A 17398-nucleotide genomic window follows, 5' to 3' on the forward strand; every position below is an offset into this window, starting at 1 on the left:
AAATGGATCCTTGTAACATGAACTCGAATTACTTTTGCAGTACTTTCAAATTTAACAATTGCCCACTAAAATTTCCAGTAAAAGCTAATGGAAAAACAAGAGTGGACTGGTAGTACACCACCTCCTCGCCAATTTTATAAAGTATCTTTTTATCCAAAGTCTGATGTAGTTTTCCATCAATGTATAAACTTGTAGAGGTATGGTCACCTTTAATCACAATTTGTACCCGTTGACCGATAGGAAACATATAATCAAACTCATTTAAATAACCATCTGACCAGAATGCCAATTTTCCAGACTTTGGGCTACTCTGATACAAAATGGCATTGGAAGATTTAAAAAGCACACTGCCCTTATCTGCGGATTTTGCAGTGAAATCAAAAGCCACTTCATAATCATACCCTACTTCTTCTATCAAAAGCTTTTGATTCCTTTTCAACTTCGAGACTTGAAGCACTTTCCCATCCATCGTTTTTACCTTTGCTCCAATATTCACTCCCGGAGCTTCCGACAAAGCACGACGGCAAGAATCAAACCGTGCGAAAGACAAATCATCCACAGCACCGGTCCACATTTTCAAGCTTAATGTCTGCATAGCAGGATACGCACGATGATGAATGTCCTTGAAAGTAATCCCATTTCCAATGTAATCATTCCATACGGCAAACATTCCCCCTTTCACACGCCTATCATTCCGACTAAATATTCTATCATCAAACATATAGGGTTCCCAGTTATTAAAAATCCACTCTATATTCAGGTAATCGTGGTAATAGAGTGCCGTCAATGGTATTATGTACAATTGGCTACATGCCACATTCACCAATCCAAATCCCAATTCGGCCATTTCAAAGGGATCGGCATAACCATTGTACCAAATGTCCAATAGTACCTCGTCAGACTTCACAGGAAGATCTCCTCTGGCATGCGTCAATGCACCCCATGCCACCGCTTTCTTCCCAAAACCCTCCACATATTTAATGTAATAATCAGTAAAAAAGCGAAACTTTTCAACAACATTAGGATCCGAATTATCGTATTCATCTGTACCAATATGCACTTCTTTACCCCTAAACACCGGATTTTCTCCACCTAAATACTCTGCAAACAAGCTGTCCAAGAACAAATAAGTCTCCGGATTAAACAAATCCAGGTGATCCTCTCCGTACTCCTTACTAGCAATTTCCGGCTTATAGCGCGTAAAGGCCAATGAATGCGCAGGCACATCTATTTCCGGCAAGACAGTCACTCCATACTGCTCGGCTAACATCTGAAGTTCAACAAATTCTTTTTTTGAATAATGAGCCCCCTCCGTGGCCAATCCCGGAAACACGGTACTTTCTAATCGGAAAGCCGCGGGTGTTTGCGACCAGTCATTGCCATAGAACTTTTTAAAGCCGTTGTCATTCAAATGAATCTGGAAACAATTCATTTTATAATAGGACATTATCTTCACATAATCCCTCAAAAAGCCAATGGGGACAAATTTACGTCCTACATCCAACATAAATCCACGCTTAGGATAATTGGGCCAATCTACAGCCACTCCCTGCGGCACCGCCCCATCATACTGTTCCATCATTTGAAGAATGGTCCGAGTTCCCCAAAACACTGCCTGCGTCGTTGCACCCGTCAACACCATCCGATCAGACACATCCAAATAATACTTCTCCCGATTCTCTTCTGTTTCTTTTCCAGCCAAAGTCAAAAAAATATCTCCCGAGCAGGCAGAAACGCCTTCCGCCACCTTATATTTCCTGCCAAACATCACTGCTAAATCTTCGGCAAATGTGTTTGCCACCGGATTGAGTTCTGCTGCATAGCGGGGGTCCAACACCAACCGACACGATGAGCGCCAATAGCCATCCCCGCCTTTCCACTCCTGTAATGCCGGTATCACAAATGGCCTAGAATTTTCTGCCTTTAGCCCTGGCACAAATAGTATGCAAGACACTGCTCCCAATAACACACCTGCCTTAAACACCTGCAACACTTTACCAAAGAGAAACTGCCCCAAAAACAAAATAGTCATTTTCACATCACGAAATATCCACCTCATGTAGTTTGGTCCAAAAACATCAATCCAAGCATTATGCTTGGTAATCCATCTATCCAAAGCAAATTCCATACTATTTATTTTAAAGTTTCAGTTCACTCTACAAGAGTGATTTTTTTTACAAAAGTAACTCCATGATAAGGGACTTGTGTCCAAAATCCCCCTTTATACTCCCCTAAATCCTTTTGATGCCACAAATCACGAACAGAGACTTTTTCTGTATTTCCAAGGCTGCACCATAGACTATTAATCTGTGGAACCTCAGGTGCTTTGGGGGTTAGGATATATTTCTCCTTTGCCATCGATTTTGACCAAGAAGGAATTGGTACAATTTCCCCGCGGCCTACACAAGCAAGAAACAGCCACACCGTTAATAAACACAAACTCACTCTCATCTCAACTGGTCTTTATTTTATCACCGGATTAACAAACAACTCATCCATATACACTTGTTGCGAAGCTTCGAAAGCCACCTTCATATAACGGATGCTTTCATCCAATTGATCAAATAACAAGTTTTCAATCCATGCATCATGCCGATTGTTCGGGAAATGGGGAGTATCCTTGATAGAAGCTAATCTATATTCTTTTCCATCCAACGAAGTGAACAGATAAACTTTCAGCGGCATACCTATTCCATCTAAATTATAGTCCAGCATACGAAGCATGACTTTCCGTAGTCTGGTCTTTTTCTGCAAATCTACCACAAGCTCATGATAACCTTTCTCGAATTTCACCCAACGGGCATCTTTACTGTCTTCCTCGGCAACCCTGCCATCAAGCAATGCCTTCAAATCCGCTTTTCCCAACACCATGTCAATGGTAGCCCCGTTAGCCAATCTCTCCATAAAGGCAGCTTCGGCCAATTGCCAGCAGCCAATCCGCCTTTTCCAGGCCATATAGTCATTGTATACTTTATGTGACCACACCGGTTGCCCCAACTGATAAGTTGACGTGGGGCTTTCTATGATTCCACAAACCATAAATGAGATAATCCTGTCAACCCCTGCCACAGAAGCAGCCACTTGTTGAGATAAAAGACGCGGATAAGCGGCAGGAATCAAGGCCGAAGAACGGTCGTTGGTTCCCTGTTCCCAAGTGAAAGTCTCACAATTGGCCCACATCTCAATATTCAGACGGTTGTGGATGTCTCTCAACCGTTTCCAAGTCTTCTTTAAGCGAGGCAACATGAATTTATCGCGTACACAGCCCACTTCGTCCTGATAGGCTATGATGTCGACTTTCAGCTTTGCCAATTGTTTCTCATACTCCGGATTATCAAAATCAGACAGTCCGATACCATAAGGAGAAATCAGTGTCTTCTTATCCGGAGTCAATGCTTTTGCCTTTTTGGTCAATGCATTAACCGATTGTACAGCATGTTCTGCAAAAATGGGGCAAAGACAATCCTCTACCGGCAAATACCAGCCATAAAAGGCTTTATGATTTTTATAAAAGACGGCCAGTTCCTCCATAATTTGCAATTGGCGTTGTTTGATAGCAGGATCCTGCAAATTATCATCCTGGTCTTTTGCCCATCCAGTACTCATAAAAACCTTCATGTCATATCGGGCAGCCTCATCAAGAATGGCTTCCACAGGACTCTGTTTATCTTTATCATACCACCAGGGCATTAATTGAGAGGGATAATAAGCCTTACCCTCATTGGCAACTTCCATGAATACCAGATATTCAATGCCCATAGCTGACAGTTCCCGCACTTTAGCTTTCCATAATTCCGGATCCGTATTATCAAAACTCTGCGGATTGGTATATCTATTACGTACATCCTTATATGCCAGATTTATCCAAGTACCAGTAATGGGCTTCACCCTCAAAACAGATTCCTTCACCTTCTGTTTTCTCTGTCGGCCAGGAACATCATTGCCAGCAAAAACTACTGCCGACGGCAGTACGGCTGATATCATCAGTACCCCCAATAGGATTGGCAGAAAAATCCTCTTCATAATATACACATTTTTTTAATTAATAAAAGATCAATTGCCACCGGACGTAATAATTAACGCCAAACCTAAAATAAAGAGAATAAACATCAAGGCAATCAATAGATTAGTAGATTTAGAAGCCCCTTTGAATTCCTTCCAAATAAACACCCCCCATAATGCGGCAACCATCGTAGCCCCTTGTCCCAACCCATAGGAAATGGCAGCACCGGCTGTTCCGGCAGCAATATAACTGCACGCTGTTCCCAACGCCCAAATGGCACCCCCCAAAATACCAACCAAATGAGTATTCATATTTCCTTTGAAGTATTGACTGTAAGCCACAGGCACCCCCGTAAAAGGTTTCCTCATTAACAAAGAGTTGAATAGAAAGTTACTGATAAAGATACCTATTGCAAACACAAACAAGGCAGAATACGGAGTCATCATACCAACAGCAGGCGATTCCAGATTTTCCAAATCCATAGCAGCGGCGACAAAACGATAGAAAAACGCCATCAGAATACCAGCGCAGACAGCGATCAGAACTCCTCTTTTTCGGACAGTCTGACCTGATACTTCAGAAACTTTACTGGAAGCAATCCCATTAAAAACAATGGCCAACACAATCAAGAAGACACCCCCAAAAAGAGTGACAGGATCCCCCTTCGGTACACTAAAGTAATTGACAAATACGCCTAATACCAACGCCAACCCCACCCCTATCGGGAAAGCAACCGACATACCAGCCAACGACATGGAAGCCGACAACAATATATTCGAGGCATTGAATATGACGCCACCCAGAAAAGCGCTCCAAAAATTCTCCATACCAACTTGCTGCAAGTCCTGCATAAATCCGCGTCCCCCTTCTCCAATGCTGCCCAGTGTCAAGCCCCAAACCAAAGAAAAAAGAAGTATACCAATCACATAATCCCAATAGAACAATTCATAGCGCCATGTTTGGGCTGACAATTTTTGAGTATTTCCCCATGATCCCCAGCATAACATCGTGACCCAGCACAACGCTACCGCCAATCCGTAACTTTCAACTATAAACATAATCGTGATATTTAATATTGTTTTTAATGATTACAACTCTTCACGGTAAGGAATAGAAGACTGGGCTCCCATTCTGGTTACAGCTATGGATGAAGCTTTTGAAGCCATCACAGCAGCTTGTTTCAAGTCCATGCCCTCTGACAATCCTACGCACAAAGCCCCATTAAACGTATCTCCGGCAGCTGTAGTGTCAACAGGCTCCACTTTGAAAGCATCTATACGATAAGAAACGCCCTCTTCCCTTATAAGACATCCTTTCGAACCCAAAGTGATAATTACATTCTTTACCCCCATCGCGCAAATCTCTTCCGCCACTTTCTCAACATCGGCATCATTGGCAATCTTTATGCCCGTAAGCATCTCCGCCTCGATGCGGTTCGGAGTGACCATGTACAGATGCCGGAACAATTCTTTGGGAAGACTGCGGGCAGGAGCCGGATTCAGCACCACCTTCACTCCTTTCCCGAAAGCCTTTCTGGCAGCATACTCCACTGTTTGAAGCGGAATTTCCAATTGCATCAAGAGGATATCTCCCTCACACATTTCCTCCAACATTTTATCTACATCTTGTTCGTTCAACAACATGTTGGCACCGGATGCCACTACAATACTATTCTCCGCATGATCGTCCACGCTGATCAGAGCTACTCCGGAAGCAGAATCTTCATCGAGAGCAATATATCTTGTATCAATTCCTTCCTTTTTAAAATAACCGACAGATTGCCGACCTAATACATCATTCCCCAATTTTGCCATAAATATCAGATTGCCGCCCAATCTCTTTATTGCAACAGCCTGATTTGCTCCTTTTCCACCCTGGTTCATAAAGAATTCCCCTCCCAGAATCGTCTCACCGGGAGCAGGCAGATGAGAAGTTCTCACCACCATGTCCACATTGGAGCTGCCAATCACTATAATTTTTTTCATAACACTATATTATAAATAAATTCAATCTATTCATCATCGTGCCCGGAAGAACACAGGAGGTGTATCTCCGGCATCGGATACTGCCACACGAGCCGTTATTACCTTTTCATCTCCCGGAAAGAGCGTAATAAAATTGTCACTCCAGAATACTGGATTAATCTCCTTACCCCGGACGTCCAGCAAAGTCAGATGATTGAAATGGGACAAACGATCCGATTCGTTCTTCAAACAAATAGAAAAGACATATTCCCCTTCCTCTTTGGTAACTTCAACCTCCTCCTTCAATTCCGGTTTCTCCATAGAAGTGAACCAAAAGAAATCCATATGCTGGGAATAGAACCAATATAGGTTCTCGGACAGAAGTTTACCGTATTTATCATGCAGCTCCAGCTTCACAAAGTAATTATAAGAGTATTTTCCACACCGGGGCACCGTAACAATCTCCTGATAGCAATCGGGAGAAACAGTTATCCGCTGGGAGTCCTCCCAAGCCACTTCCATGTCATTGTTGATAACTTTAGCCGTCACTTTCACGTCTTGCAGTGTCTGATGGGAGGCATTAATCACAGAAACCCTGAAATCATTCGCATTCAACTGTACGTGCACCGGTTCCATAGCTTTTTTTGCAAAATAATAAGAAGCATTGGGAGCCAGATACCAGTCGTATATCTGCCAGCACACATCGGGCCAGCAAGAATTAATCTTCCAAATCATCACACCGGAAGTAATATCCCACATCCGGTGATTAGCCGCTTCAAACATAGCGCGATAACCATCGGCACTCAGAAACTGGGCATTGTCGGCATATTCTTTTGCCGTCTTCGGATCACCGAACATTGTGCGAATGGCATTGTCATAAGAGCGATAGCAATAATTACTTACATCCCAAGCACCATGTTCAGCCCAAATGCTATCCAATGGGAAAATAGGGCTGTTTACATTAGCCGTACTCTCCGCGGTAGGAATAAATTTCCGGAGGCTGTTGTACGTCGGCATGGAAGGCATCCCCAGTTCATTGCGGAACATCTGCAAATGGACCTCACGCACTTTATCAAAGAAGTAGGAAGAAGGCGCCCAATTATAGTCGGGCGCACCGTCATCCGTCGTACCTGTTGGCAGATCTTCTTTCAGATAAGGAGTCAAGGCGTCTACATCCCAATGAAAACTGGTAGTCGGAAGATAAACACGCGTAGTATCGATACTCCTCACTTTCTCCTTGGTCAGCTTGTACAAGCTTTCATTCATCAAGACCTCATTGGCTCCTATCCATGAAATAATAGAAGGGTGATTGCGATAGCGGAGCATCATATCTTCCACTCCTGCCACCGCCAGACCATGATCCAGAGGATTGTCAGCAGTTTCAGTTCCGGGAGTCATACGGAAACATTGATAGAAAACATGCCACCACATCAGGCCATATTTGTCAAAACTTTCAAACCAGGTTTCAGAAGGAGACGGCATATCTTCACTGCCAATCAGGTTGATGTTCGCCTCTGCCATCAAGCGGGCTTCATCATAGATACGTTTTTCAGATTCCTCCAACAAGATGTCCGGCTGTATCCAACCGCCCTTACAGAATATCCGCTTGCCATTCACATAATATACACGACCACATTCATCTCCCACCCGGTTCAGTCCACTTGCCACCTCACGGATTCCGAAATCAAACTCTTTGGTATCGGACACTTTTCCACCGATGCTAAAAGACAGTTTCATGTGATGCAAGTATTGCTCGCCATACCCATTCGGATACCACAAATACGGGTTTTCTATCAGCAAGGAAGGAAAGTCCTCAGGGGTCAGTTCCACTACTTTTCTCTCACCGGCACGCAGGGCTACTTTCTTCGTCAGCTTGATTGGCTTGAGGTATCCCTCCATATGCTTGGTATAAGTGGGAAATTTGACTTCGTTGAGTAATGTAATCCAAGCATTCACCTTTCCCTCGACAAGCTTTGCAGAAGTATTCCTCACTTCAAGTTTAATATTGACCTTTGCAAGCCCAGTGTCAACCTTCATAGGCATGGTAGTGGACTTTGGTAAAGTAGTGATAACAAAAGGATTTTCAATCAACACCTCGTCCGTGGCTTCCACTATCACTTTCTGGTAGATACCCATATTCCGGTCGCGAACCACGGGAGCACAATCCCAGCCACCGGATATCTTCAATGTCTCATCCTTAAAGATATCGTAGGAATGTCCGCGTACAGGACCGAATACTTTCAACTGGGTGCCGGGAGTCGGGACGCCCGGATGATCCACCTGATAAATTTTTATCGCAATGCAATTGTTGGCTCCGGCACGGGCATATCCGGTTATATCAAGTTTAAAGCGACGAAACATACCCACAATATCTTTTTTATCAGCAACCTGACGACCATTTACCCAGACATCTGCCCGGTAGTTGATGCCGTTCAAGGTCAGCCATACCTTCTTGCCTTTATATGATTTGGGAAGAACGACTTCCGTACGATACCAGTATGGATCTTGCCAAGGATTACGGCCACTTTTCAGGTAGTTGTATTTAGATAGATCCATCCGGGCATTAAATTCATCCGACACATCCGGAATCAGGTAATTATTCAGGCCGATTCTCGGATCAGGATATACGTTTTCCTTCACCAAAGCGTTCAACACGGTAGTGGGCACAGTGGCCTGATACCATCCGGCAGTGGGATAAGACAATTGCGAAACCTCAGCAGCTCCGGCGTTTAGCTCGGAAGAATTGATAATCTTCCAGTTCTCCAGTTCAAGAGATTGGGCATTGACAAACAACATGTTACATATCAACAGTATAAAAAAGAGTTTTCTCATAGTTTCTTGTTATTTTAATATTAATGCAGCCGCACCAATAAATCCGGCATTGTCTCCCAAGGCTGCAGGCAGCAAAGTAGTATGCCGGGCTGCTGAACGACAAATGAATTTACGAAATAGCCACTCTGCCTTGTCCCAGTATAAATCGGAAGATTTCAGAACAGATCCGCCTATGATGACAATTTCGGGATCGGTAATATTCACTGTCCATGACAAAGCATGAGCTAATGCCTGGGCAAAAGCATCCCATACCTGCAAAGCCATTTTATCACCGGACCGTGCCAGTTCGGCTATACGATAAGCCGGCAACTCCTCCTTTGTATATTCTTTATAAAGACGGGTGACGGCATTGCCGGATACATAATCTTCCAATATCCCTTCTTTATAAGGTGAAGTCCATACTTCTCCAGCACAACCGGAATGCCCACGCCATACTTTTCCTCCATTAATCCAAGCACATCCTATCCCCGTTCCTAAAGTGAAACCCAGGACTGAACCGGCATTCCGACCCGCTCCCCATAATGCCTCTGCATAAATCAGCGCATTGGCATCATTATCAAGGATCACCCGCAACGGAAATGCTTGTTCAACGGTGTCTTTCAACGGAAAATAGTTCAAAGTGGGAAGATTCTCAACATCCAGCAGTATACCTTTACCTATATCGAGAGGTCCGGTACACCCGATACCAATGCCCTGAATATCGTAATCCGCAGCATCAGCCAGAATATTTTTCAACAGAGAAAACAAATTGGCAATAATTACTTCGCCGGGTTCTTTCGGATTAGTTGCAATAGTACGGGGAGAAGCATAAACCAATCCCTCTCCGCCAACAATACCCGCACTGATCTTTGTGCCTCCGATATCGACTCCTATGGCTACCTTTCTTCGTCCCATCATTATTCTATTGAAGTCACTTTAGCACCATGTGTAAAACTGCCGGGCACTAGTTCCATTTCTTCCGCCCAAGCATTCACTATCAGCTGAACAGGAACAATGGACGGAATTGCAAACAAATCAGGGTCTCCGCAATGAACATTGATTTCCAGCAAATTCACACTTTCAATGCCGGAGGAGATATCCGACACCAGGATCACTTTACCATTAAAAGACAGAACATCAGCCATAAGCCTGATGCTCTGCCGATAAACACCGGACCGTGAATGCGCATAAATGATACAGATAAAGCCAGGGCCTACCATCTCTAGTGGGCCGTGGCGAAACTCACCGCCCAACAAAGCTGAAGCCGGAGTCTTGGTAGCCTCCATAAACATCAGGGCGGTTTGGGCAGCGCTTGCAAAAACCGTACCCCTGCCTATCACTTGAACAAACGGATGCCCACTTAAAAAAGCGACCGAACGGGATAAATAAATCCCCCCTTTCTCAAGCTGAAGACCGACTTCCCGAACGACACTATCTAAAAGAGCATTATCCACCCTGCGACCATCCAATGCTCCTGCAAGCAGATACACTACCAGATAGGTGGTGATAAATGTCTTCGTAGATGTCATTTCCTCCCTCCCAGCCTTACATAGCAGACTGAGAGTAGCCATCGCCGCTAAAGAACTTCCAGACTCATTTGTGACCCCAACCACTGTCAACCGTGAATGATGCCGTTCACCAAGTTGTTTAAGCAGTTCAATCACCTCATAGCTCTCGCCTGACTGTGAGATGGCAACCAATAAAGTGCGCTCTGTCAGAACTGAAGACTGAAAATGCAATAGCTCCCCGGCATTGATAGCAAAAGCGGGTATATTATAAGCGGTCATCATGGTCGCGGCAGCTTGCGATACAAAATAAGAACTTCCCATACCGGTAAGTACTATTTTGTCATAGTCACCGGTTGTCCACAGAGTACAGACAGCATCCAAACGCTCCTTTCCTTCTCTTGAATGATAATAGCCAAGAGTACGTTCCAACATTTCCGGTTGTTCTTGTATTTCTTTGATGAACTGATTCATAAAAAATATTTGTTTTTTATTGATTAAACACTACCAATTCCGCTAATGAGCTATTTTATTGCATCAGCAATAGGTCATTTTCCTTCAATATACCTCTTATAACCTTCATAAGTGTCCGTTCCCGGCTTAAAGGTAGCCCAACTGAAATTCGTAATATGATCGGTAAACATTCCGGCAACCCTTAATTGTTCTTCCAACTCTGACCAAGGCTTGGTACGCATTGTAATCTTCGGACACCAGCATTCCTTAAACGACTCGATGTCTACCCCGAAAATCACTCCGTTGGCATCGCAGGCTTTCTTTATTTCGGCAAACCAATTGGGCAGATCCACATCAAAGTCCACCAGACAACGTCCGCCTATGTCCTGAAGATAAAGAACATCAATATCGGGTGTTTGGGCAAATATCTTACCGAACCACTCCCCACAAAGATCGGCCGGCATGCCACGCCACAAGGCAGGAGCGATGCAGACTTCCTTGGGAGATTTCGACTTTATATAAGCCGCCACCGTCTGCAAATAGTTGGCCAGCATGGAGAGTGAAGGTTCTTGCTGCCACCCCACGGGATAGGAGCCATCGTGAAACTCTTCCGTTATATACCAACCATCCAGGCAGGGATGATTTCCCCAAAGGGCAAACAGTTCATCAAAGACCTGCTTGTTCCGCTCTACGAGGAAATCGTATTGCTCGGGGCTTGCAGTGTCTTTTTTGCTATAATCACCGGGATAAAGCCCTACGATAAGCTTCATTCCATTCTGCTTGGCAGCCTCGAACATCCGGTTCATGATATCATATTGTTTCGTGACCCAAGGAAGTTTTGTTGGAACATAAAAAGAAGTTTTTTCTTCTGCACGGTCATTGAACCCCTCGGCATACTGTATAATCCAGGTATCAATGCCCACCTCTTGGCTTGCTTTAAACTCCTTATCCCAATCGGTGTTTTCATATACCCCGTCCAATTGAATAAACACACTGGAAAACTTTGGAGCCCCTTTGAACTCGGGAGCATAAGAAGTCAACTGCTCCAGATTGTCAATGCAGAACGAACCGGTACACATTACACCCTCATCATTGGTTACTTCTATCCGATACCCCTCAAAGCGGTTCAGCATCAGTTTATTATCCCCCATATCATGTCCCTTGACAAAAGTAAAGGCTTCGTATGGCATCACCACCCGAGTCCACTCTTCTTGAGTCAACACCTCTTTGTCCACATATTCAAAGAATTGCCAGCGCCCTTTGTCGTGCAGTGTCCCCTGGGTGAACATGCCTGCATCTTGAATTATCATAAAACGGAATGTACCCTTGTTGTTCTTATTACCCTTCACCCAAATGGAAAGTCCCAGAGGATGAAAAGATAAATCACTGCGGTAGTCTCCACCACTTTGCTGGATATACACCGATTCCGCTTCGGAAGAATTGCCGGAAAAAGAGTATCTGATTTCAAAACTTCCTGCACCTTCTACACAGTCATCACTGACAAAACGGTCTATCGAACTTTTAGGCGAGGCAGGAGTTACCTTCATATCATACACCACACAATTCATCTCATCATAAGCGTTCAATGTCTTCACAGCACGAGCTTCTGTCAAGATATCCTCGCTTGTGGGGAGCTGCTTATTGCTGCAAGCTGCCATACATAGCAACAAAGAAGACAAGGTTGCCAGAATCATTCTTTTTTTCATGGCTGTCATTTCGTTGTATAGGTTATAATTTCGGTAATCCATATCTTTCCGCCGGACACGGGATTTTTCCATTTAAAAGTCACTGCGTGCTTACCCACCGGACAGTCGTAGCAGAAGAACAACTCGCACTTCCGGTGATTGAGTTCCTGAGGCAAAGCAGTGGTCTCATGCAATTTCCCATCTATATACACCTCCATTTCGGCCGTATAGTCTGTCGGAAGAGCACCTGCGACGTACCCCTTCACCACCAGACCTGTGCCTACGAAAGTGAATGGATTCACCTCATCTATCGATTTTTCAACAGTAAGTTTGCCACTAACTTTCAGGTCCTCAAAGGCCACTTCCAACGCAACAGGACGAATATCCTCCCGCTTGATTTCAAAAGCATTCCCTATTTTCGCATTTCCATGCTTCCGGAGCATATCACAAGCATGTTTATAAGTCATTTCGTAAGCCTTGTTCAGACTTATGTCTGTATGAGAAAAAGGCCGGTCTTCCACCTCATACAAAGTCCCTTTCCAGTATTCGGGAATGTTGCTGTAACCTATCATGGTTCCCAATATACCTGCTGCCGATGCCGGGTTGCAGTCAGAATCCTGCCCAGCACGGGTAGAGATATCAATGGTTTTTGTAAAATCACCCTCTCCATAGAGCAATCCTAAAAGGATGTAGGCCCCGTTGATTTTCGTACCGATATTAAAAGAATTGTGGATGCCTTCGGGACAACTGATTTCTTCGCTCCACTTGTTCTGCAGTTCAAACCAAGTACGCTTCCAGTCATTGGGATATTTCTTGTGCCAACGAATGACATCGGACATGCACTTGTGAAAATCGCTTTCCTCCGGTATGATTTTAAGGGCTTCTTCCACAATATACTCCATATCATCACTGACATAGGCCAAAGAATACATGGCTGCAACATACACCCCCCCGTACCAACCTTCGCCATAAGACATGATGTGACCTACCTTATCGCAAATTTCAGCCGCTTGATTGGGCATCCCAGGCGACATAATTCCGGCAAAATCAGCCTCAATCTGAAAATCGATACAATGGGCATGAGGGTTGTTCTTCCAATGCCCGCTCTGAGGAGCTTTCATTCCTTGCAGCAGGTTATAGCGCGCTACCTGATTGGCATGCCACAAGGGATATTCCGTTCGCTTAAAGGCAACGGCAAACGAATCCACCGGAGCATCCAAACCGCATCTTTCAAAGACTTCGACAAATGTCAAATCTACATAGACATCATCATAAAGTCCCGGAAAGCTATCGTACCATTTTTTCACCATGTGTTCATTCCAAGGAATGGGAATATAATCCTGAATAATAGTTCCCAGGAATTTGAATTCGGTGGGACCACCATAACTGCACCCTAACGTTTGCCCGGCCCAAGCACCTTTCACCTTATCCTTCAGCACTTGCTCTGACAAAATTCTCTTTTCGTTCTTTTTAAAAGCAGCTTTTACTTCAAAGGTACCAAACAGAACCAATAAAGTCAAGAGAAACACTTTTTTCATTCACACTTCTTTTGATAATGATTATACCATTCTGTATATTGCTCATATAATTTTATAGAATCCGGATGCCCTGCCACAATATCTGTATCAGGTTTGTTCATAATGCCCAAATATTGATAGCAGAGCACCTTATCCACATAAGGGGACACAGCTTCCAGCTGCCTGATAATGCGTTTGCCAAAATCAGCAGGAAGCAAATTACCACCGGTTCCATCCTCAAAATAAAACAATTCGACATCTGCCCACAAACGAGCCCTGCAAGCTTTTTCATGCGCCTTATACAATATTTCATAGAACTTGGCCGAGTCTTCCAATGAAGTATGGTTCACTCCCACCCCGTCCTGATAGGCTATGATATCAATATTCATCTTCTCCAACTGACGAACAAAATGATCATCAAAACGGGCTTCCTTGATAAAATAAGGGGCTATCAGGTTCACACAATTGGGCGTCAGGCGTTGGGCAAATGCCGCAGTCTCATTGACATAGTTCACACAAGCATCCACAAAATAAGGTTGCAGCATGGCTTCATTCGGGAAATACCACCCATAAAAACACGCATGATGACTGTACCTCTCAGCTATCTCTTCCATCGCCTGGAAACGAACTGTCTGTACTCCTTTGTCCAACATCATGTTGTAAGCATCTAAATCGCCCCAAAAATCATTGCTGACAAAAAATTTGATACCACATTCATCTGCCGCAGAAAGGACAGCTTCCAGCGGGTCATCACACCCCATTGGAATCCGAGGAGCAATTTTAGAAGGATAGAAGGGTTTGCCGGCACGAGCCACTCCCATCAAAACCAAATACTCCATACCGACCTCACGGATTTCAAACACCTTCCTGCGCCATTGGTCGGCAGTAAAATGGGCCAATGCTTCATTCCAATACCCGCCTTCGGCTGCCGAATGTTGAAATTCAAACCAAGAGCCCGAAATAGGCTTGGTCTTCTTGTCCGAACACAATGTGGTGGCGGCAGCAGGAACTGCATGCATAGCTTCGGGTATGGTCACAGCCACACTTCCCAAGCCTAAATATCTTATAAAATCACGTCTTCTCATCTCTTGTTCTTTTTTTCTGTTTTACTCAATAATTTTATCAGCCAATTCCCACCCCATGAGGGTCGAGATATAAGGAATTATCCACATAGCCATTTTCCTATGTCCACTGTATCCGGGATGCCAGGCTGCACCCAAATCTGTTGTCCTGTTATAAAGTCCTTCATCCAGCCTCAGCAGAAAGAGTTTCGGATCATTCAATTCAGACACTATTGTTTCATAATAACTGAACACCGGAGCCTGCATAGCAACCGGATAAAGGCAGAGAATAGGAATATTCCCATAATGCTCGCGCAACTGTGCTATTATCTGCATATAAGCTTTTACAAACTCTCTCTTGTAAGGATGCGGTTCTGTAGAAAAATCGTTCGAGCCTAAATTTATAACCACCAAATCCGGTCGATAGCCCGTGAAATTCCATTTAACAGTAAGGTCTTCATCAAGAGTATTTAGCATTCGGTCTTTCATCGTTACTTTCGACACCCTCACCGAATCACCGTAGTTACGGGCTACTCCTCTGCCCGAATGGGCAACCAACGTATAATCGGCATCATAATAGCGGGCTACCATGGCTGCAAAGGCATGATTACAGTTTTCCGTTTCCACCCCAAAAGGCTCATCACGGTGCCTACCATCCACCCCATACCCACAAGTAAGCGAGTTGCCGATAAACTCAATATGACGGGTACGCACAGTAGGACTTGCCTGCAACTGTCCCGAAGCAGAGAGCACAAATCGGTGGATGGTTGTCTTTCCAAACTCTCCCTCAGAACGTTTTTGCATCCTCAAGCTATGAAGACGCTTATCTATCCCCGACACCACATTAATTAGAGTATCTGTCCCGCACACCTTTACAACCCGGTGCAGTTCATCATCCACAAACACATTGTAGTAGCTTGTTCCGGTTTCAGAGACTATCAAAGAGAGTCTTCCGCCCGTAAAACGAGTCTCCCAATAGGTGCCCACCCAATCGAAAGATACCGACCCGTCCGAGGAAACCAGCGTTCTGCCAACATATCTCACGGCCGGATCATTCCCTTTGAAAACCTTGCCACAACTCTTAGCAGAAAGCTCCGACAGGTAACACATCTCTATTAGGATAAACAGGTATAGATAACAGCGCTTCATCACTTTCTTTTTATTTACGTGTTTTATTCCTATATTTCAGTTCTTTCAAATATCTCATATACCCATTGAACAAGTTGATTGTACGCGCTTCGCCCACACGGATAGACATCTCCGGATCGTTGAAAACACCGGGGAACTGATAGCAAAGGATCTTCTCGAAATTGTCAAACAGATTCAAATCATGAATAATCTGCTCTATAGGACGGGGATACAAAGAATTGTCCGGATTGAATAGAAAAGCCTCAAGATCGAACCACAAGTGCGCATTCGCCTCATCGCAAACCTTCTGCAACAAATCGGCAGCCTCTTTGCCGCTTATATCGGTTGCCGGCATACGTGCAAAGCCGAATGGACAAAGAATATCCAGATATTTCAATAATTCCGGATAAGTATCCATCCCAACAGGGACATCAAAACTATTAGTGGCAAGCATTATGGGTTTCTCAGGAGCTAAAGCACTACAAAACTCCTTAAATTCCTTGAAGAAATGTACTATTTCAACTTTTCTTTCCTTACTGCGTTGTGGATCTGGTTCCCAGTTATTTAGGCCCCCACCACTTTCTTCGGATACATAGAAAGCATAAAAAGACTCATGATGCCCATACATATCCCACAGTTCTTTGGCAACCCGTTTGTGCCATTCCAAGGACTCGGGGGTAAAGTCGAACCAAGCGAACATACCAACCCCCATCAATACTTGCATTCCTTGCTTATCCGCTTCCGAGAGAATGGCTTCGATAGGATCTTCAGCTGCAATGTCCATACGGCCGGGATATAATTTAGAAGGATAGAAAGCCTTCCCCGGATAATCCTCAACGGTAGTAGAACTTCCGATATAAGCTTGATGGCGAAATACTTCCTGAATTACCACCATATCCATCTCAATCTTGTGCATGGAACGAATCATCTCTCTCCAATGGTCATCGGTCATCTTTTTGATATCTTGATTCCAGTGCTTACCTTCCTCTTCACTCCAATGATAGATTCCGGTCCAAGCACCTGAAATCTGCTGAATGGAACGAATGTCCGATTGAATTACTTCTATTTCTTTTGTCTTACGATATACTCTTTTGCCATCAGACACCTTCAAAATCACCTTATGCTTGCCCACTTTATCTTTCATGGGAATCATAATCTTCACAACATCCGATTTACTTGATGATATTTTCAAAGTTGTATCACACAATAAAGCAGATTTTTTCTCTTTATCCCAAAAAAGGGAAACTTGATAAGTTTGCAGAGAATTACCC

Annotated in this window: 13 protein-coding genes; all 13 read right to left on the reverse strand. The window is 44.1% G+C overall.

All coding sequences use genetic code 11. The features are described from left to right. Positions 1 to 28: 28 nt before the first annotated feature. The 13 genes from DW947_RS18910 to DW947_RS18970 all read right to left on the reverse strand — a co-directional run bounded on the left by DW947_RS18910 (position 29) and on the right by DW947_RS18970 (position 17280). A complete protein-coding gene (locus tag DW947_RS18910; RefSeq protein WP_227186982.1) occupies positions 29 to 2128 on the reverse strand; it encodes a family 20 glycosylhydrolase in 2100 nt (699 codons plus the stop codon). A 23-nt stretch (positions 2129 to 2151) separates the two neighbouring features. Further along, positions 2152 to 2358: a hypothetical protein gene (locus DW947_RS21940; RefSeq protein ID WP_035447288.1), complete on the reverse strand. Its 207-nt coding sequence runs from the start codon at positions 2356 to 2358 to the stop codon at positions 2152 to 2154. Positions 2359 to 2463: 105 nt separating this feature from the next. Beyond that, entirely contained in the window at positions 2464 to 4023 is a 1560-nt protein-coding gene (locus DW947_RS18920) for a DUF4434 domain-containing protein (RefSeq protein ID WP_057281450.1), read from the reverse strand. Between the two features lie 30 nt (positions 4024 to 4053). Further along, positions 4054 to 5061, reverse strand: coding sequence for a GRP family sugar transporter (locus tag DW947_RS18925; protein WP_057281451.1), 1008 nt, complete (start codon positions 5059 to 5061; stop codon positions 4054 to 4056). A gap of 30 nt (positions 5062 to 5091) precedes the next feature. Next, positions 5092 to 5988 carry a ribokinase gene (rbsK, locus tag DW947_RS18930; protein WP_035447294.1) on the reverse strand — a complete coding sequence of 299 codons (897 nt, stop codon included), beginning with the start codon at positions 5986 to 5988 and terminating at the stop codon, positions 5092 to 5094. 33 nt (positions 5989 to 6021) lie between these two features. Further along, positions 6022 to 8799, reverse strand: coding sequence for a glycoside hydrolase family 2 protein (locus DW947_RS18935; RefSeq protein ID WP_035447296.1), 2778 nt, complete (start codon positions 8797 to 8799; stop codon positions 6022 to 6024). Positions 8800 to 8808: 9 nt separating this feature from the next. Then, complete coding sequence (locus DW947_RS18940) at positions 8809 to 9696, reverse strand: ROK family protein (RefSeq protein ID WP_227186983.1); 888 nt, start codon at positions 9694 to 9696, stop codon at positions 8809 to 8811. Beyond that, positions 9696 to 10757, reverse strand: coding sequence for an SIS domain-containing protein (locus tag DW947_RS18945; RefSeq protein ID WP_035447300.1), 1062 nt, complete (start codon positions 10755 to 10757; stop codon positions 9696 to 9698). Before DW947_RS18945 ends, DW947_RS18940 begins: the two co-directional genes overlap by 1 nt. A gap of 74 nt (positions 10758 to 10831) precedes the next feature. Next, positions 10832 to 12442 (reverse strand): DUF4434 domain-containing protein, encoded by a 1611-nt coding sequence (locus DW947_RS18950; RefSeq protein WP_057281530.1) that lies wholly within the window; start codon positions 12440 to 12442, stop codon positions 10832 to 10834. Between the two features lie 5 nt (positions 12443 to 12447). Next, complete coding sequence (locus DW947_RS18955; protein WP_057281453.1) at positions 12448 to 13959, reverse strand: ADP-ribosylglycohydrolase family protein; 1512 nt, start codon at positions 13957 to 13959, stop codon at positions 12448 to 12450. Next, positions 13956 to 15023 (reverse strand): DUF4434 domain-containing protein, encoded by a 1068-nt coding sequence (locus tag DW947_RS18960; RefSeq protein ID WP_035447304.1) that lies wholly within the window; start codon positions 15021 to 15023, stop codon positions 13956 to 13958. Before DW947_RS18960 ends, DW947_RS18955 begins: the two co-directional genes overlap by 4 nt. A 21-nt stretch (positions 15024 to 15044) precedes the next feature. Then, the gene (locus tag DW947_RS18965; protein ID WP_182012138.1) at positions 15045 to 16148 is read right to left on the reverse strand and encodes an SGNH/GDSL hydrolase family protein; all 1104 of its coding nucleotides are present in this window, start codon (positions 16146 to 16148) and stop codon (positions 15045 to 15047) included. A gap of 10 nt (positions 16149 to 16158) precedes the next feature. Further along, positions 16159 to 17280 (reverse strand): DUF4434 domain-containing protein, encoded by a 1122-nt coding sequence (locus DW947_RS18970; protein ID WP_310591724.1) that lies wholly within the window; start codon positions 17278 to 17280, stop codon positions 16159 to 16161. Positions 17281 to 17398 lie beyond the last annotated feature (118 nt).

Source organism: Bacteroides sp. AM44-19 (assembly GCF_003603395.1).
Taxonomy (GTDB): Bacteria; Bacteroidota; Bacteroidia; order Bacteroidales; family Bacteroidaceae; genus Bacteroides; species Bacteroides uniformis.

Coding starts and splice junctions, on each gene's coding strand:
- DW947_RS18945 (WP_035447300.1), bottom strand. CDS start 10,757: ATGAATCAGTTCATCAAAGAAATACAAGAACAACCGGAAATGTTGGAA.
- DW947_RS18920 (WP_057281450.1), bottom strand. CDS start 4,023: ATGAAGAGGATTTTTCTGCCAATCCTATTGGGGGTACTGATGATATCA.
- DW947_RS18970 (WP_310591724.1), bottom strand. CDS start 17,280: ATGATTCCCATGAAAGATAAAGTGGGCAAGCATAAGGTGATTTTGAAG.
- DW947_RS18955 (WP_057281453.1), bottom strand. CDS start 13,959: ATGAAAAAAGTGTTTCTCTTGACTTTATTGGTTCTGTTTGGTACCTTT.
- DW947_RS18965 (WP_182012138.1), bottom strand. CDS start 16,148: ATGAAGCGCTGTTATCTATACCTGTTTATCCTAATAGAGATGTGTTAC.
- DW947_RS18950 (WP_057281530.1), bottom strand. CDS start 12,442: ATGAAAAAAAGAATGATTCTGGCAACCTTGTCTTCTTTGTTGCTATGT.
- DW947_RS21940 (WP_035447288.1), bottom strand. CDS start 2,358: ATGGCAAAGGAGAAATATATCCTAACCCCCAAAGCACCTGAGGTTCCA.
- rbsK (WP_035447294.1), bottom strand. CDS start 5,988: ATGAAAAAAATTATAGTGATTGGCAGCTCCAATGTGGACATGGTGGTG.
- DW947_RS18910 (WP_227186982.1), bottom strand. CDS start 2,128: ATGGAATTTGCTTTGGATAGATGGATTACCAAGCATAATGCTTGGATT.
- DW947_RS18940 (WP_227186983.1), bottom strand. CDS start 9,696: ATGATGGGACGAAGAAAGGTAGCCATAGGAGTCGATATCGGAGGCACA.
- DW947_RS18925 (WP_057281451.1), bottom strand. CDS start 5,061: ATGTTTATAGTTGAAAGTTACGGATTGGCGGTAGCGTTGTGCTGGGTC.
- DW947_RS18960 (WP_035447304.1), bottom strand. CDS start 15,023: ATGAGAAGACGTGATTTTATAAGATATTTAGGCTTGGGAAGTGTGGCT.
- DW947_RS18935 (WP_035447296.1), bottom strand. CDS start 8,799: ATGAGAAAACTCTTTTTTATACTGTTGATATGTAACATGTTGTTTGTC.